This is a genomic window from Polynucleobacter bastaniensis (genome assembly GCF_018882205.1).
Lineage (GTDB): Bacteria > Pseudomonadota > Gammaproteobacteria > Burkholderiales > Burkholderiaceae > Polynucleobacter > Polynucleobacter bastaniensis.
In genome coordinates this window covers 27543-53746 of sequence record NZ_JACVOU010000003.1, presented here as the reverse complement: position 1 = coordinate 53746, position 26204 = coordinate 27543, and the positions used below count along the sequence as shown (strand labels likewise).

At 43.8% G+C, this 26204-nt stretch carries 27 protein-coding genes; 6 read left to right on the top strand and 21 right to left on the bottom strand.

Annotation, left to right across the window (positions count from 1 at the left end):
* The first annotated feature begins 141 nt into the window (after positions 1 to 141).
* Complete coding sequence (locus tag ICN22_RS06260) at positions 142 to 1812, top strand: electron transfer flavoprotein-ubiquinone oxidoreductase (protein ID WP_216169425.1); 1671 nt, start codon at positions 142 to 144, stop codon at positions 1810 to 1812.
* 37 nt (positions 1813 to 1849) lie between these two features.
* Here the strand turns inward: ICN22_RS06260 and ICN22_RS06255 are convergent, their stop codons facing one another.
* The 4 genes from ICN22_RS06255 to ICN22_RS06240 all read right to left on the bottom strand — a co-directional run bounded on the left by ICN22_RS06255 (position 1850) and on the right by ICN22_RS06240 (position 5566).
* Positions 1850 to 2995, bottom strand: a complete 1146-nt coding sequence (locus ICN22_RS06255) for an MFS transporter (protein WP_216169424.1) — start codon at positions 2993 to 2995, stop codon at positions 1850 to 1852.
* A 30-nt stretch (positions 2996 to 3025) separates the two neighbouring features.
* The gene (aroC, locus tag ICN22_RS06250; protein WP_216169423.1) at positions 3026 to 4141 is read right to left on the bottom strand and encodes a chorismate synthase; all 1116 of its coding nucleotides are present in this window, start codon (positions 4139 to 4141) and stop codon (positions 3026 to 3028) included.
* 43 nt (positions 4142 to 4184) lie between these two features.
* Complete coding sequence (locus tag ICN22_RS06245; RefSeq protein ID WP_216169422.1) at positions 4185 to 4640, bottom strand: CBS domain-containing protein; 456 nt, start codon at positions 4638 to 4640, stop codon at positions 4185 to 4187.
* 77 nt (positions 4641 to 4717) lie between these two features.
* Positions 4718 to 5566 (bottom strand): YihY family inner membrane protein, encoded by an 849-nt coding sequence (locus ICN22_RS06240; RefSeq protein WP_216169421.1) that lies wholly within the window; start codon positions 5564 to 5566, stop codon positions 4718 to 4720.
* Between the two features lie 30 nt (positions 5567 to 5596).
* On the opposite strand from ICN22_RS06240, the gene wrbA reads away from it, so the two are divergent.
* The 3 genes from wrbA to ICN22_RS06225 all read left to right on the top strand — a co-directional run bounded on the left by wrbA (position 5597) and on the right by ICN22_RS06225 (position 6897).
* Entirely contained in the window at positions 5597 to 6199 is a 603-nt protein-coding gene (wrbA, locus tag ICN22_RS06235; RefSeq protein WP_216169420.1) for an NAD(P)H:quinone oxidoreductase, read from the top strand.
* Positions 6200 to 6202: 3 nt separating this feature from the next.
* On the top strand, positions 6203 to 6607 hold the full coding sequence (locus ICN22_RS06230; protein ID WP_216169419.1) for a DUF2069 domain-containing protein: 405 nt from the start codon (positions 6203 to 6205) through the stop codon (positions 6605 to 6607).
* Between the two features lie 104 nt (positions 6608 to 6711).
* A complete protein-coding gene (locus ICN22_RS06225) occupies positions 6712 to 6897 on the top strand; it encodes a hypothetical protein (protein ID WP_046330073.1) in 186 nt (61 codons plus the stop codon).
* An 87-nt stretch (positions 6898 to 6984) separates the two neighbouring features.
* Here ICN22_RS06225 and ICN22_RS06220 read toward each other — a convergent pair whose 3' ends face one another.
* Positions 6985 to 7944: a sulfurtransferase gene (locus ICN22_RS06220; RefSeq protein ID WP_216169418.1), complete on the bottom strand. Its 960-nt coding sequence runs from the start codon at positions 7942 to 7944 to the stop codon at positions 6985 to 6987.
* Between the two features lie 250 nt (positions 7945 to 8194).
* Here ICN22_RS06220 and ICN22_RS06215 point away from each other — a divergent pair, with 250 nt between their 5' ends.
* Positions 8195 to 8488: a serine/threonine protein kinase gene (locus tag ICN22_RS06215; protein ID WP_216169417.1), complete on the top strand. Its 294-nt coding sequence runs from the start codon at positions 8195 to 8197 to the stop codon at positions 8486 to 8488.
* Positions 8489 to 8512: 24 nt separating this feature from the next.
* Complete coding sequence (gene ppk2 / locus ICN22_RS06210; RefSeq protein WP_255533881.1) at positions 8513 to 9286, top strand: polyphosphate kinase 2; 774 nt, start codon at positions 8513 to 8515, stop codon at positions 9284 to 9286.
* A 73-nt stretch (positions 9287 to 9359) separates the two neighbouring features.
* Here the strand turns inward: ppk2 and ICN22_RS06205 are convergent, their stop codons facing one another.
* The 16 genes from ICN22_RS06205 to ICN22_RS06130 all read right to left on the bottom strand — a co-directional run bounded on the left by ICN22_RS06205 (position 9360) and on the right by ICN22_RS06130 (position 26183).
* On the bottom strand, positions 9360 to 10094 hold the full coding sequence (locus tag ICN22_RS06205; RefSeq protein WP_216169415.1) for an amino acid ABC transporter ATP-binding protein: 735 nt from the start codon (positions 10092 to 10094) through the stop codon (positions 9360 to 9362).
* Positions 10095 to 10124: 30 nt separating this feature from the next.
* Entirely contained in the window at positions 10125 to 10793 is a 669-nt protein-coding gene (locus tag ICN22_RS06200) for an amino acid ABC transporter permease (protein WP_216169414.1), read from the bottom strand.
* 20 nt (positions 10794 to 10813) lie between these two features.
* Positions 10814 to 11602, bottom strand: coding sequence for an amino acid ABC transporter permease (locus ICN22_RS06195; RefSeq protein WP_216169413.1), 789 nt, complete (start codon positions 11600 to 11602; stop codon positions 10814 to 10816).
* Between the two features lie 34 nt (positions 11603 to 11636).
* The gene (locus ICN22_RS06190; RefSeq protein WP_439650986.1) at positions 11637 to 12464 is read right to left on the bottom strand and encodes an amino acid ABC transporter substrate-binding protein; all 828 of its coding nucleotides are present in this window, start codon (positions 12462 to 12464) and stop codon (positions 11637 to 11639) included.
* Positions 12465 to 12811: 347 nt separating this feature from the next.
* The gene (locus ICN22_RS06185) at positions 12812 to 13336 is read right to left on the bottom strand and encodes a c-type cytochrome (protein ID WP_216863500.1); all 525 of its coding nucleotides are present in this window, start codon (positions 13334 to 13336) and stop codon (positions 12812 to 12814) included.
* A 68-nt stretch (positions 13337 to 13404) separates the two neighbouring features.
* On the bottom strand, positions 13405 to 14667 hold the full coding sequence (locus ICN22_RS06180; protein WP_255533880.1) for a PQQ-dependent sugar dehydrogenase: 1263 nt from the start codon (positions 14665 to 14667) through the stop codon (positions 13405 to 13407).
* 147 nt (positions 14668 to 14814) lie between these two features.
* On the bottom strand, positions 14815 to 16926 hold the full coding sequence (locus tag ICN22_RS06175) for a TonB-dependent receptor family protein (RefSeq protein ID WP_216169411.1): 2112 nt from the start codon (positions 16924 to 16926) through the stop codon (positions 14815 to 14817).
* 103 nt (positions 16927 to 17029) lie between these two features.
* Entirely contained in the window at positions 17030 to 17635 is a 606-nt protein-coding gene (locus tag ICN22_RS06170; RefSeq protein WP_216169410.1) for an alternative oxidase, read from the bottom strand.
* Positions 17636 to 17756: 121 nt separating this feature from the next.
* On the bottom strand, positions 17757 to 19109 hold the full coding sequence (locus ICN22_RS06165; RefSeq protein WP_216169409.1) for an APC family permease: 1353 nt from the start codon (positions 19107 to 19109) through the stop codon (positions 17757 to 17759).
* 11 nt (positions 19110 to 19120) lie between these two features.
* Positions 19121 to 19963, bottom strand: a complete 843-nt coding sequence (locus ICN22_RS06160) for a methyltransferase domain-containing protein (protein WP_216169408.1) — start codon at positions 19961 to 19963, stop codon at positions 19121 to 19123.
* Between the two features lie 388 nt (positions 19964 to 20351).
* Positions 20352 to 21659, bottom strand: a complete 1308-nt coding sequence (locus tag ICN22_RS06155) for an aspartate aminotransferase family protein (RefSeq protein ID WP_216169407.1) — start codon at positions 21657 to 21659, stop codon at positions 20352 to 20354.
* 14 nt (positions 21660 to 21673) lie between these two features.
* Positions 21674 to 22600: an NAD(P)-dependent oxidoreductase gene (locus ICN22_RS06150; protein ID WP_216169406.1), complete on the bottom strand. Its 927-nt coding sequence runs from the start codon at positions 22598 to 22600 to the stop codon at positions 21674 to 21676.
* 2 nt (positions 22601 to 22602) lie between these two features.
* Positions 22603 to 23313: a class I SAM-dependent methyltransferase gene (locus tag ICN22_RS06145; protein WP_216169405.1), complete on the bottom strand. Its 711-nt coding sequence runs from the start codon at positions 23311 to 23313 to the stop codon at positions 22603 to 22605.
* Positions 23314 to 23738: 425 nt separating this feature from the next.
* A complete protein-coding gene (locus ICN22_RS06140) occupies positions 23739 to 23918 on the bottom strand; it encodes a hypothetical protein (protein WP_216169404.1) in 180 nt (59 codons plus the stop codon).
* 245 nt (positions 23919 to 24163) lie between these two features.
* A complete protein-coding gene (locus ICN22_RS06135) occupies positions 24164 to 25384 on the bottom strand; it encodes a glycerophosphodiester phosphodiesterase family protein (protein ID WP_216169403.1) in 1221 nt (406 codons plus the stop codon).
* A gap of 19 nt (positions 25385 to 25403) precedes the next feature.
* Entirely contained in the window at positions 25404 to 26183 is a 780-nt protein-coding gene (locus tag ICN22_RS06130; protein ID WP_255533900.1) for a class II glutamine amidotransferase, read from the bottom strand.
* Positions 26184 to 26204 lie beyond the last annotated feature (21 nt).

The window sequence follows — 26204 nt, the reverse complement described above, 5'->3', positions numbered from 1 at the left end:
ATCATAACGCTTTAGGCTAAAAGCCCATTGGCATTGGGCACTTACTCGGTTTTTATGGCTTAGAACTAAACTATAGGTATTGCGTAGTGCTTTAAAAGTAGCAGAAATGCTCAAAATCATAGGTAATGCCGGAGAAATGAAATGACTGCCCAGGAATTACTCGAACAGTTTGGACCCAGAGAATCCATGGACTACGACCTCGTCATTGTGGGGGGCGGTCCTGCAGGCTTGTCTGCTGCCATCAAAGCAAAACAGCTAGCGGGTGAATCTGGCAAAGAGATTAGCGTCTGCGTACTCGAAAAAGGCTCTGAAATCGGCGCACATATTCTCTCTGGCGCAGTCATGGACCCCAAAGCGTTGACTGAACTCTTCCCCAACTGGAAAGAGTTAGGTGCACCACTAGATACCGAAGTAAACCAAGATCAGTTTTTATTTCTAACTAAAAAGAGCGCATTTCAAGTTCCCAATTGGATGCTGCCCCATTGCTTTAAAAATGAAGGTAACTATATTGTCAGTTTGGCTAATGTCACTCGCTGGCTAGGTCAACAAGCTGAGAATCTGGGCGTAGAAATCTTTCCAGGTTTTCCGGCTGCAGAAATTCTCTATAACGAGCAAGGCGCAGTTTGTGGCGTCATTACGGGCTCAATGGGTTTGGATAAAGCAGGTCAACCCACCGATCAATTTCAGCTTGGTATGGACTTGCGTGCCAAGTACACCTTATTCGCTGAAGGTTCACGCGGACATTTAGGCAAACAACTGATTGCCAAGTTTGCATTGGATAAAGATGCTGATCCACAAAGCTATGGCATTGGCATTAAAGAGTTATGGGAAGTCGAGCCCTCCAAGAGCAAGCCTGGTCTCGTGGTTCATACCGCTGGCTGGCCATTAGAGAGCGATACCTATGGCGGCTCATTCTTGTATCACTTGGGTGACAACAAAGTTGCCGTTGGTTTGGTCGTTGGGCTGTCCTATAAGAACCCCTACCTCTCTCCGTTTGAAGAGTTTCAACGCTATAAGTTGCATCCCAAGATTCGGGAAACCTTTGAAGGTGGTAAGCGCCTGGCTTATGGTGCACGGGCACTGACAGCGGGCGGCTTAAATAGTTTACCTAAGACAGTGTTCCCTGGTGGTGCACTGATTGGTTGTGATGCTGGGTTCTTAAATGCCTCACGCATCAAAGGAAGTCATGCTGCCATTAAGACCGGCATGCTTGCAGCTGAGGCTGCGGTTGCCGCACTTGCCGATAATCGTTCTGCTGATGTGTTGGCAGCCTATCCAAGCGCCTTCAAAAATAGCTGGTTGCGTACCGAGCTAAACCAAGCGCGTAACTTTAAGCCGTGGATGTCTAAAGGACTCTACCTTGGCACTCTCATGGTGGGCCTTGAGCAAAAACTCTTGGGTGGCAATATGCCTTGGACGATTCATTTAAAGCATGCAGATCATGAATGCCTGGAGCCAGCAGCACAGCATCAGCCAATTGACTATCCAAAACCAGATGGCAAGATTACTTTTGATCGCCTCTCATCAGTATTTATCTCCAATACCAATCATGCTGAGAATCAACCAATCCATCTGACCTTAAAAGATGCATCGGTACCAGTAAGCTTGAATCTCAAAACCTATGCCGGTCCAGAGCAACGCTACTGCCCTGCTGGGGTTTATGAGTATGTAGAAAAAGATGGTCAACCGCAGTTACAAATTAATTCGCAAAACTGTGTGCATTGCAAGACTTGCGACATCAAGGATCCAAGTCAGAATATTGTTTGGATTAGCCCTGAAGGTGGTGGTGGTCCGAACTACGCATCGATGTAAACCATCTGGCGCATTACTTCTTCATTCATCCAGCGGGCTAGCGGCTGGGGCGCAGCTTCCCAATCGCCATACCTCCTAGACCGCAGGCTAAGGCCGCCATCACAAATACATTGCGAGGCTGTGTAGCATCCCATAACCAACCAGCCAGCAAGCCACCAAGCGTTCCGCCTAAGCCATAAGACACGGTTGCCATTAAAGCCTGTCCTCGCGCCTGTAATGGGCCAGTAAACCAACGTTGCAATAATTTCGTAGCAGCACTGTGGTGTGCGCCAAAAGTACCCGCGTGCATGAGCTGAGCCAGAATCAGCACCCAAGTGAGGGGGAAAAAAGCCATCAAGATAAAGCGGAACACGCCCATACCAAAAGCGATTTGCAAAACAATCTCAGGGTCTAAGCGACTGAGCACTTTACTTTGGAAATAAAAGAAGATCACTTCGGCTGCAACGCCTAAAGCCCAGAACAAACCAATCTGAAATTTGTCGTAACCTAAATCGGCTAGGTAGAGCGAATAGAACACATACAAAGCAGCGTGCGCAAAGATCATAAAAAATCCGGAGAGCAAGAACCAACGCACATCCGGATTCAATAAAACAATCAGCAGTTCGCCCTTAACCATCTTGCGACGCTCCATCTTGGGCTCATGCAAGCGAAAGGTAACTAACGCCAAAAAGATCAAAATCACCGCGCCCACGATGGGATATAACTCGATACCTTTGCGCTGAAATAATTCACCCGCAAATAAGACCATAGCAATAAAACCAATCGAGCCCCATAAACGCAAACGGCCGTAACGCTTGTCAAATGAATTGTCTTTAAACAAAGCATGGACAGTAGCGGATTCACCCAAGGGCATTAAGCTACTGAGGATGGTGTGCAGTACAAACATCCAAATAAAGAATGCAACATAGCTATTGAGAAAAAAGATACTCAAGAAGGTCACTGCCGCCAAGCAAGCGCATAAGCGAATGATGCTAATACGATTAGACAGATAGTCTGACAACCACCCCCAAGAGAACGGCCCCACTATTCGTGTGATTTGCAGCATGGACATTAAGACCGCAATCTCGATAACACTAAAGCCACGATCTAGAAAAAAGAGGCTGGCGTATGGAGAAACTAAACCAACATAAGCGAAATACAAAAAGAAAAAGGACCCGAAGGCCCAACGCACTGAAGGTGTCATTTTCTTTTTAGGCTTCTAAAGTGAATTTGATTAATCTGTTGCAGAGCCGGGACGTGCAGCTGGGATCGACGCAACACTGTGTTTCACATCACCGCACTGAGCGCGGTGCCGCAAAGCGTGATCCATCAAAACTAAGGCTAGCATCGCTTCCGCAATTGGGGTAGCACGAATACCTACACAAGGATCATGACGACCCTTAGTCTGAACAGTCATAGGCTTGCCATCTAAATCCACCGATTCTTTTGGACTCAATATACTGGAGGTTGGCTTGATGGCAATCGACACCCGCAAATCTTGACCAGTGCTGATGCCGCCTAAAGTGCCGCCCGCATTATTGCTAGCAAATCCATCTGGATGCAACTCATCGCCATGCTCACTGCCACGCTGCATTACTGACTTAAAGCCAGAGCCAATCTCAACGCCCTTGACCGCATTAATACCCATCATGGCATGTGCAATATCCGCATCTAACTTATCGAATACAGGCTCACCCAATCCGATGGGCACATTACGCGCCCGCACTTCAATCTTCGCACCGCAAGAATCCCCTGCTTTGCGCAGTGCATCCATATACGCTTCTAGCTGAGGAACGATATCGGCATTAGCAGCAAAGAAAGGATTGCTCTCAATGAGTGCTGCATCCTTAAATGGGATTTCAATTTCACCGAGCTGGCTCATGTAGCCATAAAACTCCGTGCCATATTGTTCTTTGAGCCACTTCTTGGCAATCGCTGCTGCAGCTACTACCGGAGCAGTTAATCTTGCTGAAGAGCGCCCACCCCCACGAGGATCACGCAAACCATATTTGTAGTGATAGGCGTAATCAGCATGACCGGGTCTAAATGTTTGCAGGATGTTGCCATAATCTTGACTGCGTTGATCGGTATTCCGAATTAACAAGCCAATGGGCGTGCCAGTGGTTTTGCCTTCATATACACCAGACAGAATTTCGACCCTATCAGCCTCTTGACGCTGGGTTACATGACGTGAGGTTCCTGGCTTGCGGCGATCTAAATCGAGTTGCAAGTCTGCTTCACAAAGAGACATGCCTGGAGGACAGCCATCAACAACAGCGCCAATGGCGGGACCGTGGGATTCACCAAAAGTGGTGACAGTAAAGAGAAGCCCTAATGTATTTCCTGACATATTGACATTATGTCATTGCTCGGGGGCTTGGGCTAGGCTGAGCCTATGGGGTAGATTTTTCAGCCTCTTCTGGCCAGTCGCGGATGTAAGCTTTGAGCATGGTGTTCTCAAAGTCCTGGGCCTCAACAACGGATTTAGCCACGTCGTAGAAAGAAATCACGCCCATCAGCATCTTTTGATCAATCACCGGTAGATAGCGGGCATGGTCAACTAGCATCATGCGGCGAACCTCATCAATCTCTGTCTCCATATTGCATGTCAAGGGCTTGGCATTCATGACGCTTTGCACTTTGAGATCATCCAATTTGCCATGGTGTTTTGCTAAAGCCGCAATCACTTCACGGAATGTCAGGATGCCCACGAGCTTGTCGTATTCCATCACCACTAAGGAGCCAATGTCGTGCTCGCTCATGACCAAGACGGCGGTTTGCAAAGCAGTATCCGGTGCCACCGTAAATAGTGTGCTGCCCTTAACGCGCAATATGTCGCAAACTTTCATTGAATCTCCAGCTATGGGTTCTGATTGAACCAATATATGCTTATGCCCCCAAGGAATCAAGCGGCATGGGCAGTATTTCAGTAACGAATAACCCTTACAAGCCCATTACGAATACTAGGAAGATTGGCAACTAAGACCGCCCCAGCCAAAGTAATCCACCAGGTCAGGTATATCCAAATCAGCGCTAAAGGGAAGATTGCAAAAGCACCGTAGACCGTTTTGTAAAAACCGACATTACCTAGAAATAGACCAAAGCCAAACTTCATTAACTCAAAAGTGAGGGCCGCAAAGAAGGCGCCACTCAAAGCATCACGCCACTCAATTTGGGCATAAGGGAGGATTTTGTAAGCTACTGAGAATACGGCTATGGCTAGAAGTATTGGCACCACCGTTGCCACGAAACCCAAACCAAAGCTCAGGGTTTCTGTCCACCCCTCTGCCGCACTAAAAAGAAGACCACTTAAGTAGGTTCCAATACCTAATAAGATGGGCCCCAAGATGGTTGCAGAGGAATAGATCACAATCTTCTTCAAAATCGGTCGGCTTGCAGTAACACGAAAGATCTGATTAAAGGCGTTTTCAATCACTGCCAATGTCATGATGGTCGTAATCACCAAGCCGAGCAAACCAATCAAGGTAAGGCCTTTGGCCTGAGCTGAAAATTGATCCAAGTAATTAAAGACCTGCTGATTTAAGCCTCCCGGCATATAGGTATCAAGCAACCAGGCCTGAAAGGCATACTTAATACGCACCACACTGGGGAGATAGCCAATCAGAATGGAGGCCACCGTCAGCATCGGAATCAAGGCCAGCGTAGTAGTAAAGGCTAAGCTGGCAGCTACCTGCTTTAGATTTTGACCCCGGTTACGCTCCCAGATCTCTTTTCCAAGAGAGAGCCATAATTGAGGATTCTGTATGAGGCGCATCGCCCATATCATAAGAGATAAGAGAAGAATATGAGCCAATCTGACATTTTAGTTTTGTACTACTCACGCTATGGAGCAACCCGAGACTTAGCTCGACTGATTGCCGAAGGTATTGAAAGCGTCCCAGGTATTAACGCCAGGCTACGCACTGTTCCAACGATCTCTACAGTATGTGAAGCTACAGAGGCCGCTGTCCCAGCTGATGGCGCCCCCTATGTTGAATACGCCGACTTAAAAGAATGTATTGGTCTAGCTCTGGGCTCCCCTACACGCTTTGGCAATATGGCCGCTCCCATGAAATACTTTTGGGATGGCAGCTCTTCAGAATGGCTCAATGGCGCCCTCATTGGCAAACCAGCTTGCGTCTTTACAAGCACAGGTAGCCTGCACGGCGGTCAAGAAAGCACTTTACTCACCATGATGATTCCCCTGCTTCACCATGGCATGATGATCATGGGTCTTCCGTACAGTGAACCCGACCTGATGAGTACCTCAAGTGGTGGCAGTCCTTATGGCGTTACCCACCTGGCGCATGCTGATGGTCGAGCGCCAATCAGCACTGAAGAGCAGCGCCTAGCAATTGCCCAAGGTAAACGCCTGGCAATTACAGCACTCAAACTCATTCAAGGGTAATTTATGCTCAAAAGCTGGCTCTCCAAAAACCCCTACCAACTCATCGCTACGGCAGCTTTTATTGACCTATTCATTCTGTGTATTGCTTGGGAATGGTTTATCTCGCCACTGAGGCCGGGAGGCTCTTGGCTCGTTCTCAAGGCCATCCCCTTGTTATTTGCGATTCCAGGTCTATGGAAAGGTAATGTTTACACCATGCAATGGGCCTCTATGCTGATCCTGCTCTACATCACCGAGGGCTTGGTCCGTATTTTGGAAACTGGAGTCAATTTCTGGATGGCTGCCTTAGAAACGGCTATTGGAACAGTCGGGTTTGTATGTCTGCTAATGTTCCTTAAACCCATTAAAGCGCGGGCAAAAGCAGCAAAAAAGGATCAGGCCGCGGCAGAAAACAGCCTTAAAGGATAAAAACCATCAATTTGACTGGTTTTTGTTAATTTCTTTAAAATATTACTTATCTGTGTCATCCCAGCTACTTTTCCATGCGTTGTATGCTCATGGAGGTAGTAAATATGTCAACAAGACTAAAACGCTGGGCCCGCACAATTGAACAAATCGACTTGTCCAAAAGGACGCCTGAAGTCGCTATTGGCTATTTAGATAGCAAATACCGCGATATCGCCTGGCGTTACATCCGTATTTTGGGCTTTGAGCGCACTATTAGCTTTATGGCCAGCAACAACTTCCACCCAGAATAAACCGCTTTACTCAAAAAATAACCCCAGAAGATCTCCTCTCTGGGGTTTTTCAATTTAAAGCTCTAAGGGATCAAGCAATAGAAGGCATTAATTGCTGCTTTTGGTCTTTAAAGCCTCTTCCAGCTGATTAATCTTGTTTTGCATTGCAGATATTTTGGCATTGAGGGCACCTACATTTAAGAAGCTTTCCTCGGACACTTGGGCCTTCAGGTTATTTCCCCAACCTAGCCAGGATGAGTCATACACCTTCACCTTCTTAAAGCCCAGATTTTTGAGGACTGTCGCTGTTTCAGCGGCACGCACGCCGCTTTGGCAATAGACCACCGTATCTTGATTAGGATCCAGATTCGAATACAACTTTTTCAAATCTGCCTGACTTTTTAGAGTCATTCCCGAATTATCAGAAACTTGCTTCTTACCAAGCTTAATAGACGTTGCAGGATCCTGCCAATTTTCCTCGTAAGGAATATTGATCGCATTGGGAATATGGCCCCCTCGAATCGCACGAACATCTTTGCCAGAAAACTCATCGGGAGTTCGCACATCAATAATCTGAACCGATTTAGATTGAGCTAACTTCAGCATCTCCTCATTCGTTACTAGCAACTGAGGCTGAGGCACTAGCGTTACAGAGACAGCCGGCACATTGGGACGCTCCTTTTGAAGAGCTAATCCAGCTGACTTCCAAGCATCAATGCCGTCATGATAGATTTGGGCCTGCTTACCGCCAAAGTAATGAATCGTATAAAGACCGAAATAAGCATATGGATTTCCACGAGAGCCATACACCACAATGTCTTTATTCACATCGAGTCCAGCAGCATTAAAAATCGCTTGAATTTTTGCAGTGGCGATATAGTCTTCTTTGTTTGCATCCCTCAGAATATTGCCTGCATCACCGATATTGATGGCGCCAGGAATATGCCCCTCTAAGTAACTCTTTTCATCGCGCACATCCCAAAGAATTGCGCCTCGGGCTATGGCCTCCTGCACTTGCCCTGTCTGAATAATGGCATCATTTTTTTGCGCAGCAAGCAAAGAGCTCATAAGCAATAAGCTGATGGAGAAGATGTGTTTCACGGATAGATGCATACAGATACCTTCTTTTCAAAATAGGACGTAAGGTTAAATATTAACCCCTTGCTCTTTTTGGGGATGAAATACCTGCAACACCAAATTAAATATAGCCCTGACTGTCACAAACGCTTGAAACTATGCCGAATAAAACGTACGATCAGACAATAGATTAGCTATTTAGCAGATTAAATAAATAGTACCCACTTGAAAGGAATAGGCCATGAGTCAAAAAAAATTAGTCAAGCAGTTAATGAAAAAACTAGATAAGCTCGAGGAAGATAGAGAAAAGCTAATTGACAAGCTGGCAAAAGCGTTGGATAAACTTGAGAAAAAAACTCCAGTTAAAAAAGTTGCCTCCAAAAAAGCGGTAGTTAAAAAGGTTCCTACAAAAAAGGCTCCAGCTAAAAAAGCAGTAGCTAAAAAAGTGCCAGCAAAGAAAGTAGTGGCAAAAAAAGCTGCCGCTAAAAAAGTTGCGGTCAAAAAAGTTATTCCAGAGACACCTCCTACTGAATAGTCATTTGTTTTGCAGAGGCTGCCCTTGAGTAATTCTGAAATTCATGAACATACTTACGAGGCAGACCTCAGACTTCTTCAAATTGAATTAGTCAAACTTCAGCGTCATATCATTCAAACAGGTAAGCGCCTCTTAGTAATTTTTGAAGGGCGCGACACTGCTGGCAAAGATGGTTCCATCAAAAGCATTACAGAACATTTAAGCCCTAGGGACAGCAGAGTCGTTGCTCTGAACAAGCCCTCCCCGCACGAGGAAGGCGAATGGTACTTCCAAAGATATGTTGCGCAGCTTCCGACTGCTGGTGAATTCGTATTATTCAACCGCAGTTGGTATAACCGTGCTGGCGTCGAAAAAGTCATGGGCTTTTGCACTGATGCTCAGTACAAGCAGTTTATGAATACAGTTAACGATTTTGAATCTCTGCTAGTGGGATCAGATATTCAACTCATCAAGTTTTACCTAGACATTAGCAAAGAAGAGCAAGCAGCTAGGCTCAAGGATCGCGCCAAAGATCCACTAAAGCAATGGAAGATAAGTCCAATAGACCAAAAAGCACAGAAGATGTGGGATGCCTATACAGATGCTAGAAATAGCATGCTCAAGAAAACGAGCTCATCAGGTGCTCCATGGACTATTGTTAGTGCTAACGATAAAAAGCTTGCGCACCTCAATCTGATTGCTAATTTGTTATCACGAGTTGACTACCCAGACAAAGATAAGAAGATCTTAAAGTTTGATCAAACTATTGTGCTGACTTGGCGTGCGAATTCTAAAAAATTACCGAAGCTCGCTCAGTAGATTAACGATCTACCACTGCCTAAATTTGAGCTACTAGTAGCCATAGTCGCGTTTACTGAAATGGAAATTGAGGTCAGTAATCTAAGATCTTTGAGAGAAAATCTTTAGCTCTCGGCGATCTCGCTTCTGGATTACCAAAGAACTCATCTTTACTACAGTCCTCAATGATTTTGCCTTGATCCATAAAGATCACGCGATGGCTTACCTTGCGAGCGAAGCCCATTTCATGGGTAACACAGCACATCGTCATCCCTTCATGAGCGAGTTTCACCATGACATCTAATACCTCTCCCACCATCTCGGGGTCTAGGGCTGATGTTGGCTCATCAAATAACATCACAATCGGATCCATGCTCAAGGCACGGGCAATCGCAACTCGTTGCTGCTGACCGCCAGATAATTGCCCAGGAAACTTATCTTTTTGAGCCATTAGCCCAACACGCTCTAAATACTTGAGGCCGTGCGTCTTAGCTTCATCTTCCGATCTACCTAAGACCTTCATTTGAGCAAGCGTCAGATTTTCGGTAACACTAAGATGCGGGAAAAGCTCAAAGTGCTGAAACACCATGCCAACACGTGAACGGAGCGTCGGTAAGTTTGTTTTTGGGTCATGTAGCGAAATTCCATCAACGGTGATCTCACCGCCCTGAAAGGGCTCAAGAGCATTAATAGTTTTAATCAAGGTGGATTTACCAGAGCCAGAGGGACCGCAAATCACCACCACCTCGCCTTTTTGGATCGATGTAGAACAATCGGTTAGCACCTGAAATGAGCCATACCATTTGGACACGTTTTGAAGTTCAATCATGATGATCTATTTAATTTATACCGGATGAGATTAGCGAATAATGGCGACTCTAGCTTGTATCTTACGAACCACTTTAGAGAGCGAGAAACAAATTACAAAATACGTTGCTGCAGCCAAAATATAGGTTTCAATTGGGCGGCCATAATTTTTACCCGCAATCTCAAATCCTTTAAGTAAGTCGTATGCTCCAATGGCATAGACCAATGAGGTATCTTGAAACAAGACAATGGTCTGAGTCATAAAAACAGGGATCATGTTTCTAAAAGCTTGGGGCAAAACTACCAGACGCATGTTCTGACCATAAGTCATACCCAAAGCTTCCCCTGCATAGCTCTGCCCCTTCGATACGGACTGAATACCAGCCCGCACAATCTCCGAGAAAAATGCTGCCTCAAATGCAATGAAAGTAATCGTGGCCGAAAGATCTGCCCCAATGGGCCTGCCAATTAACATCGGAATGAGCAAGAAAAACCAGAGGATGACCATCACCAGGGGAATGGATCGCATGGTGTTCACGTAAAAGGTAGCGGGATACACCAATGCTGGCCGTCCGGATAAGCGCATTAAAGCTAAAAATGTCCCAAATAGGATGCCTCCCACTGTTGCAAAGACAGTTAACTGAACACTAAATACCAATCCCTTCAAAATATAGTTGGTAAATAACTCCCAATTATAAAAACTCAGATCTAAGCTCAGCATGTCATTGACCCCGTCAACATCTAGTGAGCCAAGCTTGCGTCATTGGAAACAATAAAACCCGGAATACGATTACGCTTTTCAATTAGCGTCATTACTCGATTGACTGCGAATGCCGAGAGCGCATATAGCAAGGTCACTGCTAAGTAGATTTCAACACCCTTAGATGTTTCTTCTTGGGCCTGCATTGCAAATAAGGTTAGTTCCGGTACAGAAACCGCAAAAGCCACTGAGGAGTTTTTAATGAGATTCATGCTCTCCGAAGTCAGTGGTGGCATCACAATCCGTAATGCCATTGGCAAGATAACGTAACGGTAAGTTTGCAGAGTTGTTAAACCCAATGCCGTGGCGGCAGCCGTTTGTCCGCTAGGCAGGGATTGAATACCCGCCCTGACCTGCTCAGCTATACGAGCAGATGTAAAGAAGCCCAGAGCAATACTCACCAACCAATACGATGGTAGAGACTTCAAAGGCAAAACAAATGAAGGGATGACGTGATACCAAAGAAAGACTTGTACCAAGATGGGGATATTACGGAATAGCTCTACCCAAGCAGTAGAAATACGAATTAACCATCCATTTAAAAAGCTGGTAGTTGGCAGAGTACGTAGAGTACCCATCACCGCACCCAGTATGAAAGCAATCATCAAGCTTAGGGCTGCTACCGCCAAAGTCCAGCCCCAGGCCTTCATCAGCCAATCTAGATAGCTTGGATCACTATTTTGAGCTAAGCCAAACAGCGCGGAGAAGCAGTGATCTACCACTTCTCCATCTAAGGTGTTCTTACAAAAAACACCTAAATCTAAGGGCATATTGAAAGTCTTGTTGAGGGCCTAGAAAATTGAATCACTTCTTGTTGTAATCTTCCGCTGGCTTGTCATTTAAATTAGCCCAAGCATTTTTAGTTGCTGGAGATAATTCAAGACCTACTACGACATTTTTTGGTGGAATTGGTTGCAAAAACCATTTATCCCACAACTTAGGCATGTTACCGTTCGCCACCATCTTGGCAATAGCGGCATTCACAGCAGCCTTAAATTCAGGATCATTTTTAGGAACCATAATCGCAATAGGCTCAGTTGCAAGTACCTCACCAACAATCTTATAGTCTTTAGGATTTTTGGAATTAGCAATATTACCTGCTAGGATAGAACCATCCATCACAAATGCATCGGCGCGACCGGACTCCAATAATAAAAAGCTATCGGCATGGTCTTTTCCAAAGACCTCATCAAAATTGACGCCATTGGCCTTTTCGTGTTTACGCAATAACTGCACGGAAGTAGTACCTGTGGTTGTTGCTACCTTCTTACCCACTAGCTGGGCAATTGAATTAATTCCTGAGTTTGCCTTGACAGCAATTCGAACTTCCTCGACATACAAGGTATTGGCAAATCCAACATCCTTAGCACGCGTAGAATTATTAGTAGTGGTACCGCACTCAATATCTACAGTACCGTTTTGCACCAAAGGCACACGATTTTGTGAAGTTACAGGTTGATAGTTAATGCGCAAGGTACTCATCCCTAATTGCTCTCTAATGCTACCTAAAATCATCCGGCAAACCTCAACATGGTAGCCATCAAAACGACTATCACCTGTGGTGTAGGACATGGGTATTGAGGATTCGCGAACACCCATAGTGATTGCACCAGTAGATTTCATCTTATCCATGGTCGGGCTGGCAGCAAAAACATTTGCAGCGCCCAAAAATAATGTTGTAGCGATTAAGTAATTGATACTAAGTTTTTTGCTTTTCACGAACATCTCCTTTATGTTATAGATTTCAATATTCACAGCTAGTATATCGATGTCAAAAGAGTGAGGACATCATCGGTGTCATTCATACTGGGTGGACTCACTTAGCAAGATTTGAACGGGCAAGCTAGGTCTTGGAATAATGAGGTATTTCTCGAAAACCTATATATTTCAATGGTTTAGGAGTAAGAACTAAATTTTTGGCATTGGTATTTAAAACATCGGTCTAAGGGCACTAAACATTCAAGCAGGTCATCGCTAAATTACTGTAATTGTGACAGATAGTGGGCAATTGCCTTTAAATCATCGTCCGTCATACCGTAAAGGGATGCCGCCATAATTGTGTCTCTACCCGTAGCTTGATTTGAACGAAACTGTCTCATGCTGTACAAAAGGTAGTCTTCTCTCTGAGCAGCAATTCTTGGCATCTGATCTCTGCCAACATAGCTAGGCAAATGGCATGTTCCGCATAAAGCCTCTTTTGAAATCACTTGACCTTTATCAAATAAAGCAGCATTCCTAGAGCCTGCTTGCGAGATGGCTGGACTATTGGTGTAAAACTTTGCAATCGCAACAATGGCAGCATCGCTTAAACCATCAAGTTGCCCCTTCATAACAGGAATGTCGCGCATACCCTCCCGAATCATCACCATTTGATTTTCTAGAAAAATCTTGGGCTGACCCGCTAAAGATGGGGTACCTATAATTTTAGAATTGCCATCAGAACCATGGCAAGCACCACAAACCTGAATCTTGGCACTAATATCTTGCGCAAAAGAAAGCGACACCGCGCTAGAACATACGAGTCCTAAGGCAAACGTCGCTATTTTTAAATACTGCACAACAATGCTGCGAATTACTTAGCTGCTACTAGTTGCTTGCTGTAGGTAACCCGGTAAATTGCACCTAACTGCTCATCCGACACCAACATAGAGCCATCAGGCATCTGCATGAGATAGGCAGGACGACCCCAGAATGAATTGTCTGCCGGATTCATAAAGCCAGTAATGAACGGAGTCACCTTAGCGTTTTTGCCATCTGCGCTTGTCTTCACCATGACAACGTCATAACCAGACTTTTGATTACGGTTCCATGAACCCTTACGAGCAACTAGGGCTGCGTTTTTATATTCAGCTGGAAACATATTGCCGGTATAAAACTTCATTCCCATGACTGCAGTATGCGGGCCCATTAAAGTAACAGGTTGCTCTACACCTTCACAGGGGTTTGACTTCTTCACAACATCGTCCGGGATATTGCCTGAATGGCAATAAGGGAAGCCATAGTTCAGGCCTGTTTTTTGCATACGGTTAAGTGTGTCATTTGGTTTATCGTCACCCATCCAGTCGCGACCATGATTGGTAAACCACATTTGCTTGGTAGTAGGATGCCAATCGAAGCCGACACTATTGCGAACTCCAGTTGCGAGTACTTCCATGCCTGATCCGTCAGGGTTATAGCGACGAATTTGAGCGTACTCTGGTGTAGGTAACTCACAAATGTTGCAAGGTGCTCCAAATGGGACATAAAGCTTTCCATCGGGTCCGAATGCAATGTACTTCCAGTTATGGTGCTGCTCGGGTGGCAAATTAAATTTAGCAGTGAGATCAACTGGTGTCACGCTTGGATTTTTTTCAATTCCGTCGTAACGCAGGACTTTATTGATGGCCATCACATACAAGGAGCCATTATTAAATGCAACTCCAGCGGGCTGCACTAATTTGTCTACTAACACGCGGCTAGTGCGCTCTTTACCGTTGTCGGTTAATTCATAAACACGACCAATGGCTCGTGTACCAATATAGATCTTACCGTCGTCACCACGAGCCATCGCGCGTGCACCGGGCATACCAGTTGCCCAAACCTCAATCTTAAAACCTGGAGGTAATTTCAGCTTATCAATCGGAATTTCATTTGCCGCTGTCGTGGTCATCTTCCCAGGCATTGGCGCCAAGGTCGAAGTAGCCATATCTGGACCCATGCCCTGCTTCCATGCTGGCGCTGCGGGAGCTGGGGCAGTCTCGGCTTTAGGAGGTGGTGTAGTTGCACAGCCTTGCAAAAACATCAAGGATAGGGTGAGGGTCGAAAGTGTTGCTACTGAAATAAGTCTCTGGGACATGGTTGTTTCCATTCTTTTTTTATGACTAAGTTTTTTTAATAATTAGTACTATTAATTTAATTCTTTTTTAGAGCAATGGCTATAGTCTGATACTAGGGTTTTGCCTTATAAAGTAGCAACATATTAACTCTGGGGCATATTTTGAGCTTATTTAAATTGGTAGCTTGCGTTACCACCGATGATCCAATTACGTCCAGGAGCAGCCTCATAAAACTGACTACTAGCCTGATTAACAATGACAGATCCTACGTATGAGCGATCCAATATGTTGTTGACCCTAAAAAATTGTGAGGACGACCAGCCGCCTGAAAGCTCTTGACGCAAAACACCACGAATATTCATCACAGCATAGCCATTTGCCATGCTCAAGCTATTAATGTCATTGACCGCCATCGAGCCATTGACCCGCGCCTCTACTGCAGCCTCCATCGATTTATTAGGTTTGACCCAAAGGAGTTCAGAAAACAGGCCTTGATTAGGAACGCCAGGAATTCGATTACCGCTGAGCACAACATTGGTTGTGGTCGGGATACCAGTAGCTTGATACGTATATGAATATGCCTCTTTGACAGTGGCATTTAACCAAGTGTATGCAAGATTCATTTCGAAATCATGAGGTAATTTAAATTGCGAACCAAGCTCCATCCCCTGTCGGTTCGTCTTTGGAGCATTGGTAAATGCAGTTCTTCCAAAGCTCGAAGCGCCGACCACGATATCGTTGGTGGTGTTAGCGTTAAAAAGAGCTACATTGACTTGGGCTGACTTCGATACTTTGGATTTAAAGCCAACTTCAAGCTGTTTGGTAGTGGCGGCAGATAAACCAAAATTTGAGCTACTAAAATTGGAGTTGTACGTCACTTGGTTTAGTGTAGGAGTGTCAAAACTGGATCCATACGAGACATATACATTGGAAAGCTCAGTTAAATAATATTGCAACGACATCATGCTGGTGAGCGCCTGATAAGTATTGGAGCCACTACTTGTATTACTTAGTGCAGGGCTATTACTAATTGAGCTCAGTGTAGTTGTGGAATTTCTGGCGCCCATATTGAGTGATAAGCGCTCAAGCAAACGCCAATCTAAATGAGAATATTGATCAAAGTTTTTGGCACTCATGCGGTAATTTTGACCAAGCGCCCCCTGCACGCCCCCGTTATTTTGATAGGTCATGCGCTGATCATCATTCTCGTTCATGTCAACGCCACCGACTAAGGTAAATGGCATCTCTAGCATTTGGCTTTTATGAACCCATTTGATATCCATGCCATAAAAGTTTCGCTTTAAATCAATGACCCCGTTACTCTGGGCGGCAAGGAATTGAGTGACATGACGCTGGCCGTAATAAGGAGTAAACAACAGCTGATTTTCTTGATCCACACGGGTATCAATCGTAGCGCCCGTCTGAGACTGCAAAACTGACTTACGTGTATTTTGGCTAATGGCGCTATTGCCGGCCTGTTTAGGGTTGGCAGCCAATTGCGATGACGTTAATCCGAGCGAATCTTGAGCACTTAAATTAACATTATTAGCAATGAACGTGACGATGGTGTCGCCACCCATCTTAAACTTCAGCTTTGAATTCGCATTAAACCGATCTGCTACGCTATGCTCCCGATAGCCGTTGGTATGGAAATCTCCTACATCGAGAAGATAATTAGTATCGCGATAAATACCGCTTGCCTTAACGCCTGCCTTTCTTTGCGAGTAAGACCCCACCTCAAAATAAGGTTCTACCCCCTTATTTGGACCGCCATCTTGCGTAAAGATACTAATCACTCCGCCAGATGAATTGCCATAGAGAACAGAATATGGGCCACGCATGACTTCAATTCGCTCGGTAGATGGCAAATCAATATGTGAGATCTGTCCCTGCCCGTCAGCGACGGTACCGGGAATGTTATCAACAAAAATTTTGATACCCCGCGTACCAAAAGTAGAGTTTGCTCCAAAACCGCGGGAGGATATTTGAAGATCCTGAGCGTAGTTTTGACGATTTAAAGCAAAGATACCAGGCACTCGATTCAATGGCTCGGCAAGATTGTCCATAGCCTGACCGTTTTGAATCTGATTACGGTTCACTACGTTAATAGAGGCTGCTGTATCTAATATTTTTTGCTCATACCCACTAGCCGAGACCACAATCTCATCAAGTGGCGGAGCCTCATACTCAGGCTGATTTGCAAGCGCTGGCTTAATGAAGATGCTACTTGCGAATAGTGCTATTGCCTTTTTACGAAAAGCAGGACTTCTAGAATTCATTTTTCATAAAAAAGCTGAGGGTTTATAGGCAAGGGCCTATTTTAAAGTTTGGGATGCCCAGCAAGACTCAAACGTGCGACCTGAGTCTTAATAAGCTAGACCATTAATCATAGTCGCTGGCAAATTGGTGGTTTGTATCTCGATGATGAGCTTCATCATTTCGGACGGCAATCACAACATCACGCAAGGTTGCATTGGCATCCAGCTTCCAATAATCGATGGCGATCTTAGGAGCAAGAACATTAGGCGTGCGTCCCTCATCAATTTCTTTTAAATATTCGGTATAGGAATAAACGGCCTCCTCCTCAAAATAGCCGACTATACGATGCGCTGTTCTTGGAAAGAACACATAAATAATAAAAAAGAAATTCCAGAAAATAGCTTGTGTAATCAAGACTAGATAGCGCTCAAACATATTGGGCTTTGCGATCTCGATAAACGTCATTAAATGCATTCTTTCGTTCTCAGCTTCTGCTAAGAGCGTACGAATCTTTGGTCCATAGCCAACCTTCATACTGCGTAGACTAGTTAAATGGGTCCACATACCGGCCACCATTCCTGGAACTCCTGCGACGGTTTCTAAAACAACAGCTCGGTGCCCATAGCGCTTCTTAAAAAAAGTATCAGCAAAAAAACGCATGCCCTTAGTAAACGATAGAGCGATTCGATCAGAAAAATCAATGGGGGTATAGTGGGCGATCTCTTTCATATCAAATACTTTAAGCGTTTTTCAGATTTCTTGCCCACAAGCCCTCTTTTTTCTTATTGAGGCTTCAGTATTTGGCCTGCCCGGCACGATTAGCTCTGAAAAGCCAAGGTGTTAGATCAGCTCAATATGCAACATTTTTCTTCAGTCGCAGAATGAGAAGTGCTAAAAGACCAGCTAGCATTACGTACAAGGAGATCAAAACCGCCCCTTTGCTATGGGCATAGCTAAAACTAGAGTAGGCTAAATAAGCCGATGCCAAACTGAATATCAATGGGGTAATGGGATACAAGGGTACTGAAAATACCCGAGCTTTCTGATCCTTTGCTCGCAAAATAAATAGGCTAATACCCACTAAAAATAAGAAACTCCAAAATACAGGGGCAGTAAACTCGACCATGGCTTCAAAGCCATCGCTTTGTAAAGTACCAAAGCCAATCAAAGCGAGACTAATAACACCTTGCACCAAATAGGCGAACACAGGAGCACCGCGGGAGGATTCCCAATTGGCCATTTTGCGAAGACCATACCAATCCTCACCCATTGCAAAGTTAGTTCGAGCGCCAACAATCATGGTGGCATTAATACTAGTGAGTGCAGCAACCCCTACAAAAAGACCGAGCAACTTCTCTCCGATCGAACCAAAAGCAAGACCAAGTAGATCTGAAGATGCTGCCTTGCTATTTGCTAACTGCTTTAAACCTAGGCCATTAATGAGTGCCATGTTTACTAAAATGTAAATAATCGAGATGATCAAGAGACTGAAGGCAATCACTCGAACAATGGTGTGAAGACTTCCTTTTAGTTCGGCTGAAATATAAGCAGATTCATTCCAACCACCAAAAGTAAGTAAAACAAAAACCATTGCAAGACCCAGCATGCCAAATTGCGGTGTACTAGAAAATAATGGAGGATTTACAACGGGTGGCATCGGGGAAGTAAAAAGACCAAAGCCAGCAATAATGATGGCAAGTAAACCAGAAATTTCTAAAACTGTTAGTACCGTCTGCATATTGGCTGATGTCTGAATACCCACTAAGTTAATAATAGTCAGGACTACAACGATTATCACTGCCCAGTAAATATCTGAGTGAGGCCCTAAGGGGACGACCTTGGTCATGTAATCACCGAATACAAAAGCAAGCAGTGCAATTGATCCAGTATTAATCACCATCGCTTTGGCCCAGCCGTACAAGAAGGAAACATTTTTGCCGTAGGCCCTGGTTAAAAAATGATAATCACCTCCAGCATGAGGGTAAAGGGTTGCTAATTCAGCATAACAAAGAGCTCCGGCAAGAGAAATAATGGCTCCACCTACCCAAAGGGTAAGAGCCCAACCCACATCACCAGTGATCTCGGCCACTATAGATGGAGTTTTAAAGATGCCAGCACCAATGACAATGCCAACAATAATAGCCACAGCCCCTAATGGACTGAGTAAACGCTGAGGAGAATTCCCTGAATGATTAGCTGACATTAAATGAAATATTAAAGGCGCTTACCAGTAATAACGTTCTCGTTGAAGGCTCTACTTTTGTAAATACCCTTAATTTCATTCTTATCTACAGTCATTATTACAAAATGCGGAGCCTTGTCACGATCGAGGTATGTGAAACTGAGAGTAGCTCCATCTAATTTAGGATTTAGAAGAGGATACGAGTCAGCACCAATTTGAAGAGTACCGCCAATTTTTTGATAATTCTGAGACAGTTTTAAAATCGTCCTGCGCGGTTCCATTCCTGAAATTAACCACTCCCCCTCTACTAGAGCAGGAACAATCCAATAAAAAGCTCTCGCCGGCCCATCAATTTCAATATCCGCATCCCAATCACCCATATCAAATGCGTGTGATGTCACCCGCGTACCAGGTTTCATCTTTAATATCGTGGGACGTAAAGCGATATTCAGTTCAGGCAATAAATACATTGTGACCACAGTTGCCTTACTAAAATCTTCCACAAAGATATCACCATTAATGATTTTCACACGATCGCCAAGCCCGGAGCGATTAACATTACGCTGGGCTAATTCTGCCATTGCGGGATTAAATTCGATTCCAACAGCTTGCGCACCAAAATCTTTCGCAGCTGCAATCGCAATTCTGCCATCACCAGAACCAAGGTCATAGACTAGATCCTTAGAATTAACTTTGGCAGTTTTTAACATGATGGCAAGTAACTCATTTGTAGTAGGTACCCAAACCACGTCTTTACCCTCTTGACCAATTCGAGGCTTATATTGATCGTCGCCACCATCTAAGGCACTTTGAGCAAATGTATTAAGAGCATAAAAAGCACTGAAAATAGTAAACCAAACTTTAAATAACTTCATAAATTTTCCATAAAAGAAAGTGGTCAGATGATTTATTAAATGATGAACTAAAAAGGAGTAATGGAATAAGCTTTCTAGTTCCCCATAAATATTCTAGACTATTCAGAAAATGTGTATTTGAACAAATATGACCCAAAGAAGATCTATCGTAGAGGAAAGCTTATGCACAGAGTGATTTAGGGTGTTATTGGACCGAGCCAAGCGAAATACATGACGAGTGATGGACGAAATTAGATATTTTGGCCTGACCAGCACGATTCGAACGTGCGGCCTACACCTAAGAAGAATTCGTGACTGTTCAAAAGGGCAATTATTTCAATGAATTACAACATAAAAAAGTATATGCAGTAAACCGTAGAAAGAAAGTTGATAGCTTGAATATTGATTTTTAAAGTACTGATTTAATTGCTTTTGTAGCCACATCCTCTAACCAAGCAAAGTCTATTTGGCCATGAGCCTCACAGATAAACCAAGGCTCTCTTGAGTCTGGCTCGAGCATCACTCCATACTCAATTAATTTCCAGGCAAATTTTTTATATAAGGTGTTATTGACTTTTCGCCATTGACGATAGTTATTAGGCACTTGACTCGAAAAATGAATACCTAACATTGCGGGAGGACCTGCAAAGGCATGCTCAATTCCCGCGGCGGTAAAGACGCGGCCTAATAGTGCTTGAATCTTTTGCCCCGCCTCATCTACTGTTTTAAGGGCATTAGTATTTGCCAAAATATCTAAGGTTGCATGCGCAGCACTTAATCCGACTAAATTGGCTGTATAGGTTCCACCATGCACAACACCACCAGCATGAGAGCCAACCACATCCATCACCTCAGCCCTTCCACCGAAAGCAGCAACAGGATAGCCATTACCCATAGCCTTAGCATACGTTGTCAAATCAGCATAAATCCCATACAAAGATTGAGCGCCACCCTGAGATACCCGAAACCCCGTTTTAACTTCATCAATAATCAGGATCGTTCCATTTTTAGTACAGAGATCACGCAACCTTTGCAACCAACAATGGCAAGCGGCGATACTGCCTGCATTACCAATAATGGGCTCCAATAAAACGCAGGCTAAAGAATCCTTACGTGAGATAAAAAGTTGCTCAAGAGCCTCAAAATTATTGAGCTCAACAAAGTCAACGAGCTCACGGGTATTGTTAGGAATACCTGCCCCAAATGGAATGATTTTAGGGGGGTGAAGATCGCCGGAATTCCAATTTTCGATATCAGACTTCCACATCATTTCATCAACTAGACCATGAAAGCTGCCTTCTACAATAGCAATTCGATCCCTACCAGTAAAACCACGCGCTGTTCTGACTGCGCCCATCACGGCTTCGGTGCCGGAATTAGCAAACCGTAACTTATCAATTTGAGGGCATAGGGCTTTAATTTGCTTCACCACCTCAGTATCTAGCGATGTAGAAAAACCAGACAGCGTTCCGCCTTCCGTAATTTGTCGAATGACCGCTTGATCTACTCGATCATCGCGATAGCCTAGAATAATCGGGCCATATCCCAAACGAAAATCAATATATTGCTTTCCATCACAGTCCGTCAGTTGAGCACCCTTGGCTGAGGATATAAATACAGTTTGCTCATCACCCCAATAACGATAGTTTTCCGCAACTCCTTGAGGCATATGTAAGTGTGCCTCTTGCATGAGTTTGACTTGATTTTTTAATGTCATGATCTGTCTAATTATTATGGGAGTTGATTTTGCAAGCTAGGGCGCAAATACGTGCCAACTCGATCTTCTAATAATTTAACTACATGTAACTCAGCAGCAGATGCACCATAAGTCTTTTGAGCCTCTTCGAAGAGGCCTTGAACAAATTGACCCATAGTCAAGGTAAAGCCCTGAGACTGGGCAATTTGATTGACTAAATCCAAATCCTTACAACATAGCGCTAAAGAAAAACTTGGGTCATAGTGCCCTGCAAAAATAGATGGAATGTCATGTTGCGCTACCCAACTGTTACCGGCACTTGATTGAATCGCTTTTGCAACAATTTCAAGCGGAATATCAGCCTTAGCCCCTAACATCAAGGCCTCACCAATCACAGCAGCATGTGTAAACCATAGTAGATTGGTAAGCAACTTAATCGTAGCACCATTACCAGGCTTGCCGACATAGAATATTTTTTCACCAAGCACTTCAAAAATGGGTTTGTATTTATCAAAATCCGCTTGCTTACCGGCAACAAAAATAGATAACTTACCAAGTGCTGCAAAGTCAACAGCATTAGTCACTGGCGCCTCTAAAAAGCCTACATTCTTTTGCTCTAGTAGGTTTGATAATTCTTGTGCAAGCTCTACCGAGCTAGTTGAGGTATCAATAATGATTGATCCTGGCTTGATTGCATTAATAAGCCCACCTTCACCAAACATTACCTCTTTGACTTGTGCTGGGCCAGGTAATGAACAAATCACTACTTGCGATTGCTGACCAAGTTGCAAAATACTTTCGGCAATGGTAGCGCCTAAACTTACTAAATTAGCCGCCTTATGAGATTCGCGATCAAAAACACTGACCTTATAACCTGCTTTTAACAAATTAGCAGCCATGGGATTCCCCATATTACCTACACCAATAAAACCAATCAATGGATCATTAATCTTTAGGGGCATCGCTAAACACGCTTAAATTCAAGAAAATGTTGGTGCTTTTCTGATCGATCCTCATATTCAAAACCGTAACTTGAAAGCAATTGCTTGGCATCACTAAAATTATAGGTACGGTAGTGAATCGTTTGTGCCATGACACGATCATCTTTGTCATCCAAGTAATAGTGCTTAGCAAACCCTAGCTCTAGAGGTTCAATCTTTTGTGAATAAATCATCCCATTAGAGATAGGCTTTTCATAATCATGGTGTGGTCCCTGTATGCCTAGCAGCAACTTTCCGCCGAGCTGTACAAATTTACTCAAACTTTCAAGCCCGAGATGATTTGCATGCTCATCATAGATATGACTAACTAGAAACGGCTCTTTATCACCATCAATCACAAAATACCAAACGCCACCGTATGAAAACGCTAAACGATATTGCTGCTCAAGACTTAACTCAGTAATATTTTGCTGACTTAACTTAATATTTGGAAACGGCGCTAAACGTTTTTGCGCAATTGCAAGCATCGACTGAGTTAAGTCTATGCCACGGATATTAGCAGTAGGTTCACGTTTGGCAATCTCCTCCAAAATTAGACCAGTACCACAACCAATTTCTAAGACACTCTCAAAAGGATGATGATTCAGTAATCCATCAACAATTGCTTCATAGTCGTAATAACCTGAAGTCATAATCGTGTCGTAATATGCCGACATCTTGGTGTAATCACCCATCTGCTTTCCGTTTCTAATATGGATCTGGCTATGTAAGGGTTAACAGCTGCGTATGGATGCTTTTTGTACTATAAACGAAGAGAGCTAGGCGATTGACATCATCTGATCCAAAATGATGCCAGCAGAGCGCAATACTAAAGCTGGGATGATGATTAACAATAGATCTTAGCCTGCCCAACACGATTCGAACGTGCGGCCAAGGCCTTAGAAGAATTACTTGCTGTTTTAAGATCGTTATAATTCAATGGCTTACAGCGTAAAAATAGCATTGTGCAATGCTTAAGTGTCTATTAAGGTATCACTTTAAAGACAAAACCCCCACCATTTCTGATGAGGGTTTGAGGAATTCTCAGGGCGAAAATCAGCTAGGAATTAGGATCCATCATCTAATCCCCACCATTCTTTAGTTGACTTCAGTCTTTTCTCTATAGAGACAGAATTTTGATACCAGTAGATATCACACCGTAGGCAGCAAAGGCGGCAGTACTCAAAACAGCAGTAAAAACCGAAACGGCACAAGCAGTGACATAAAAGCTTGGTTTGTGCTTTGTATTTAACTTGTCGTGTTTCTCAGATTTGTGCTGCTGATTTAGTTTGTGTTGCATATTTGATTTCCTAAGGGGTATTGGCCACAGTTAATTCTGATATTTCAATTAAGTTCATAACTATCTTATGGCTACTTAATCTAGCTTTTAGCCAAAATTGAACCAAGAGAGTGCAATATGCACCAAATAAATGAAACTTTCATGACAGCCCATTTAATACAATTTCAATGACTTACAAGCTTAAATTGGGGCTATGTAATAAAGTACGCAATGCCTTAATGAAGAGTTGTTCATTTACGCAATAACTAAAGTCCCATACAGTTGGCGTAGTAAGTAACTGTTGCAGGCCAGTCCGAAAAGACCCCTTTAACGCCTACTTGCTTAGCCAAAACATCCAATACCTCATAAATTTGCCCATCGGAGTGTATGGCTGATTTAATGGATTGGTGATACCACCCTCCCCCTTTATTCATTGGGCCACCTCTCTCCAGGGACCATGTAATGATATTTAATTTTGCATCCTTTGCTGCTCTGGCATAAGCTGATGGAATGATTGCCCCATTGATGCCAGTAGTCAGCAGCACCCATATTGGGGGAGCAATATAACGTACTCCCTTTGCATAAAGCTCTTGCATGGTGGGTTTTAAAAGCTCAGGCTGAGCAGCATTAAACCCTTTATCCTCATATCGACCATCCAAATAAATTGCCTGCTTTCCAAACTCCGGTTCATTTTGGATCCAGTACATCACATCATTCAAATTAAATGATTGTGGAAAAACATCTTTTGGAGAAACGCCAGCCTTCTTGTAGTCATTAATGAGAGCTTGTGCATAGTGCTCTTGGGTAAAACCCAAATAGGGCATGGGCACTACCGCCTCTTTGAGTTCAGGAGTAAATTTACCTCCAAAACTCTTGAATAGAGCGATAGATTCTTGATGCGTTAATAAAGAGCCGCCCGCCTCGGAATATAGTTCAGTTCTCCAAGGTGGAGTACCTGCCATGTATGACTGTATGTCTTTGGCATTTTTATTAAACCCATCCATTTTGCCGCGTAGGGTTTTAAATTCCTCAAGAGTGATATCCGCTGTAAGACACTCTGCTGTGGCGGGGTCTGTACCATTAGCTGGAGCAAAGGACTTGGTGCATTTCTCATGCAAATTAGTCAATAAAATATTAGTCGTTGCCTGTAAATCATTTTGGGCATGACGACAAACCAATTGTTTGTCTTTTGTAAAAGTGACATCACATTCAAAAATACCAGCCCCCATCAATGCAGCAGCTTTATTAGACTCTACGGTATGCTCAGGAAACTCTAATGGTGCGCCACGGTGTGCTATGGAAAATGTAGTGCGTTGGGGGGTGTTAGCAGAGCAACTTTTTAGCTTACTTTTTAATGGTCCCTCCTTCATCGCATCAATCAAATAAAACGGTCTTACTCCGTATTGGGTATTTTGAGCAAATACTGGAAGACTCATGAACAGGAAGGGTGCAAGAATCAAACAAAGAAATTTTGATTGAAATTGCATGTTTATTCTATTAGACACATTAGAAAAGCGGACTAATTGAAACCGCCTTGTTTTTCCATAGAATAATTTTAGACTCACCCACCGCAGTCCAATGATCTGAATCATCGTCAAATGGCTCAGAGGCAATCGTGTTAATTATCTTCGACTGAGCTTGCTTTTTATGCAAATCAGGTGTGCCATAAAAAAGGGATGGTGACTGCTGATCACTTGAATATCTAAAAGCCCAAATAGATTTACCATCACTAAGGGCTGCTGAAAATCTAAACGGTTCAGTTGCCCCATTAGCCTCTAAAAGAGCGATAACCTTCTCGATTGCCTTTTTAATACCTCGTATAGGGTCTTTCTCTAATCCACAAGAAAGCGCTAGCAAGAAAAAAGCCTCACTATCTGTAGTGCCTAGCCGATAATGATAATAATTCTTTGAAATCAAGGACTCAATATCTCGGCGTAGAAATTGCCAATGTCCAATTTGGCCATTATGCATAAAACTCCACTTACCATAAGTGTAGGGATGGCAATTAGCTCGTGAGATTCCAGTGCCAGTGGCAGCTCTTACATGAGCTAAAAAAAGACCACTTTTGACATGCTGGCTAAGCTGTCTTAAGTTCTCGTCATTCCAAGCCGGTAAAACATCCTTAAATAGACCTGGAGTTTTTTTACCTCCGTACCAGGCCACACCAAAACCATCCCCATTAGTAGTAAAGCTAGATTTTGTTGCCTTAAGGCTTTGGGAGATCAGTGAATTCTTTTGCAAGAAAAGAAGATTTTCAAGATAAATCTTTTCTCCAGCGTAGGCCATCCATCGACACATGTATTAATT

Bases quoted from the DNA above. Each gene is read 5' to 3' on its own strand.
- ICN22_RS06260 (WP_216169425.1), top strand. From the start codon at position 142: ATGACTGCCCAGGAATTACTCGAACAGTTTGGACCCAGAGAATCCATG.
- ICN22_RS06255 (WP_216169424.1), bottom strand. From the start codon at position 2,995: ATGACACCTTCAGTGCGTTGGGCCTTCGGGTCCTTTTTCTTTTTGTAT.
- aroC (WP_216169423.1), bottom strand. From the start codon at position 4,141: ATGTCAGGAAATACATTAGGGCTTCTCTTTACTGTCACCACTTTTGGT.
- ICN22_RS06245 (WP_216169422.1), bottom strand. From the start codon at position 4,640: ATGAAAGTTTGCGACATATTGCGCGTTAAGGGCAGCACACTATTTACG.
- ICN22_RS06240 (WP_216169421.1), bottom strand. From the start codon at position 5,566: ATGCGCCTCATACAGAATCCTCAATTATGGCTCTCTCTTGGAAAAGAG.
- wrbA (WP_216169420.1), top strand. From the start codon at position 5,597: ATGAGCCAATCTGACATTTTAGTTTTGTACTACTCACGCTATGGAGCA.
- ICN22_RS06230 (WP_216169419.1), top strand. From the start codon at position 6,203: ATGCTCAAAAGCTGGCTCTCCAAAAACCCCTACCAACTCATCGCTACG.
- ICN22_RS06225 (WP_046330073.1), top strand. From the start codon at position 6,712: ATGTCAACAAGACTAAAACGCTGGGCCCGCACAATTGAACAAATCGAC.
- ICN22_RS06220 (WP_216169418.1), bottom strand. From the start codon at position 7,944: ATGAGCTCTTTGCTTGCTGCGCAAAAAAATGATGCCATTATTCAGACA.
- ICN22_RS06215 (WP_216169417.1), top strand. From the start codon at position 8,195: ATGAGTCAAAAAAAATTAGTCAAGCAGTTAATGAAAAAACTAGATAAG.
- ICN22_RS06205 (WP_216169415.1), bottom strand. From the start codon at position 10,094: ATGATTGAACTTCAAAACGTGTCCAAATGGTATGGCTCATTTCAGGTG.
- ICN22_RS06200 (WP_216169414.1), bottom strand. From the start codon at position 10,793: ATGCTGAGCTTAGATCTGAGTTTTTATAATTGGGAGTTATTTACCAAC.
- ICN22_RS06195 (WP_216169413.1), bottom strand. From the start codon at position 11,602: ATGCCCTTAGATTTAGGTGTTTTTTGTAAGAACACCTTAGATGGAGAA.
- ICN22_RS06190 (WP_439650986.1), bottom strand. From the start codon at position 12,464: ATGGATAAGATGAAATCTACTGGTGCAATCACTATGGGTGTTCGCGAA.
- ICN22_RS06180 (WP_255533880.1), bottom strand. From the start codon at position 14,667: ATGTCCCAGAGACTTATTTCAGTAGCAACACTTTCGACCCTCACCCTA.
- ICN22_RS06175 (WP_216169411.1), bottom strand. From the start codon at position 16,926: ATGAATTCTAGAAGTCCTGCTTTTCGTAAAAAGGCAATAGCACTATTC.
- ICN22_RS06170 (WP_216169410.1), bottom strand. From the start codon at position 17,635: ATGAAAGAGATCGCCCACTATACCCCCATTGATTTTTCTGATCGAATC.
- ICN22_RS06165 (WP_216169409.1), bottom strand. From the start codon at position 19,109: ATGTCAGCTAATCATTCAGGGAATTCTCCTCAGCGTTTACTCAGTCCA.
- ICN22_RS06160 (WP_216169408.1), bottom strand. From the start codon at position 19,963: ATGAAGTTATTTAAAGTTTGGTTTACTATTTTCAGTGCTTTTTATGCT.
- ICN22_RS06155 (WP_216169407.1), bottom strand. From the start codon at position 21,659: ATGACATTAAAAAATCAAGTCAAACTCATGCAAGAGGCACACTTACAT.
- ICN22_RS06150 (WP_216169406.1), bottom strand. From the start codon at position 22,600: ATGCCCCTAAAGATTAATGATCCATTGATTGGTTTTATTGGTGTAGGT.
- ICN22_RS06145 (WP_216169405.1), bottom strand. From the start codon at position 23,313: ATGGGTGATTACACCAAGATGTCGGCATATTACGACACGATTATGACT.
- ICN22_RS06140 (WP_216169404.1), bottom strand. From the start codon at position 23,918: ATGCAACACAAACTAAATCAGCAGCACAAATCTGAGAAACACGACAAG.
- ICN22_RS06135 (WP_216169403.1), bottom strand. From the start codon at position 25,384: ATGCAATTTCAATCAAAATTTCTTTGTTTGATTCTTGCACCCTTCCTG.
- ICN22_RS06130 (WP_255533900.1), bottom strand. From the start codon at position 26,183: ATGGCCTACGCTGGAGAAAAGATTTATCTTGAAAATCTTCTTTTCTTG.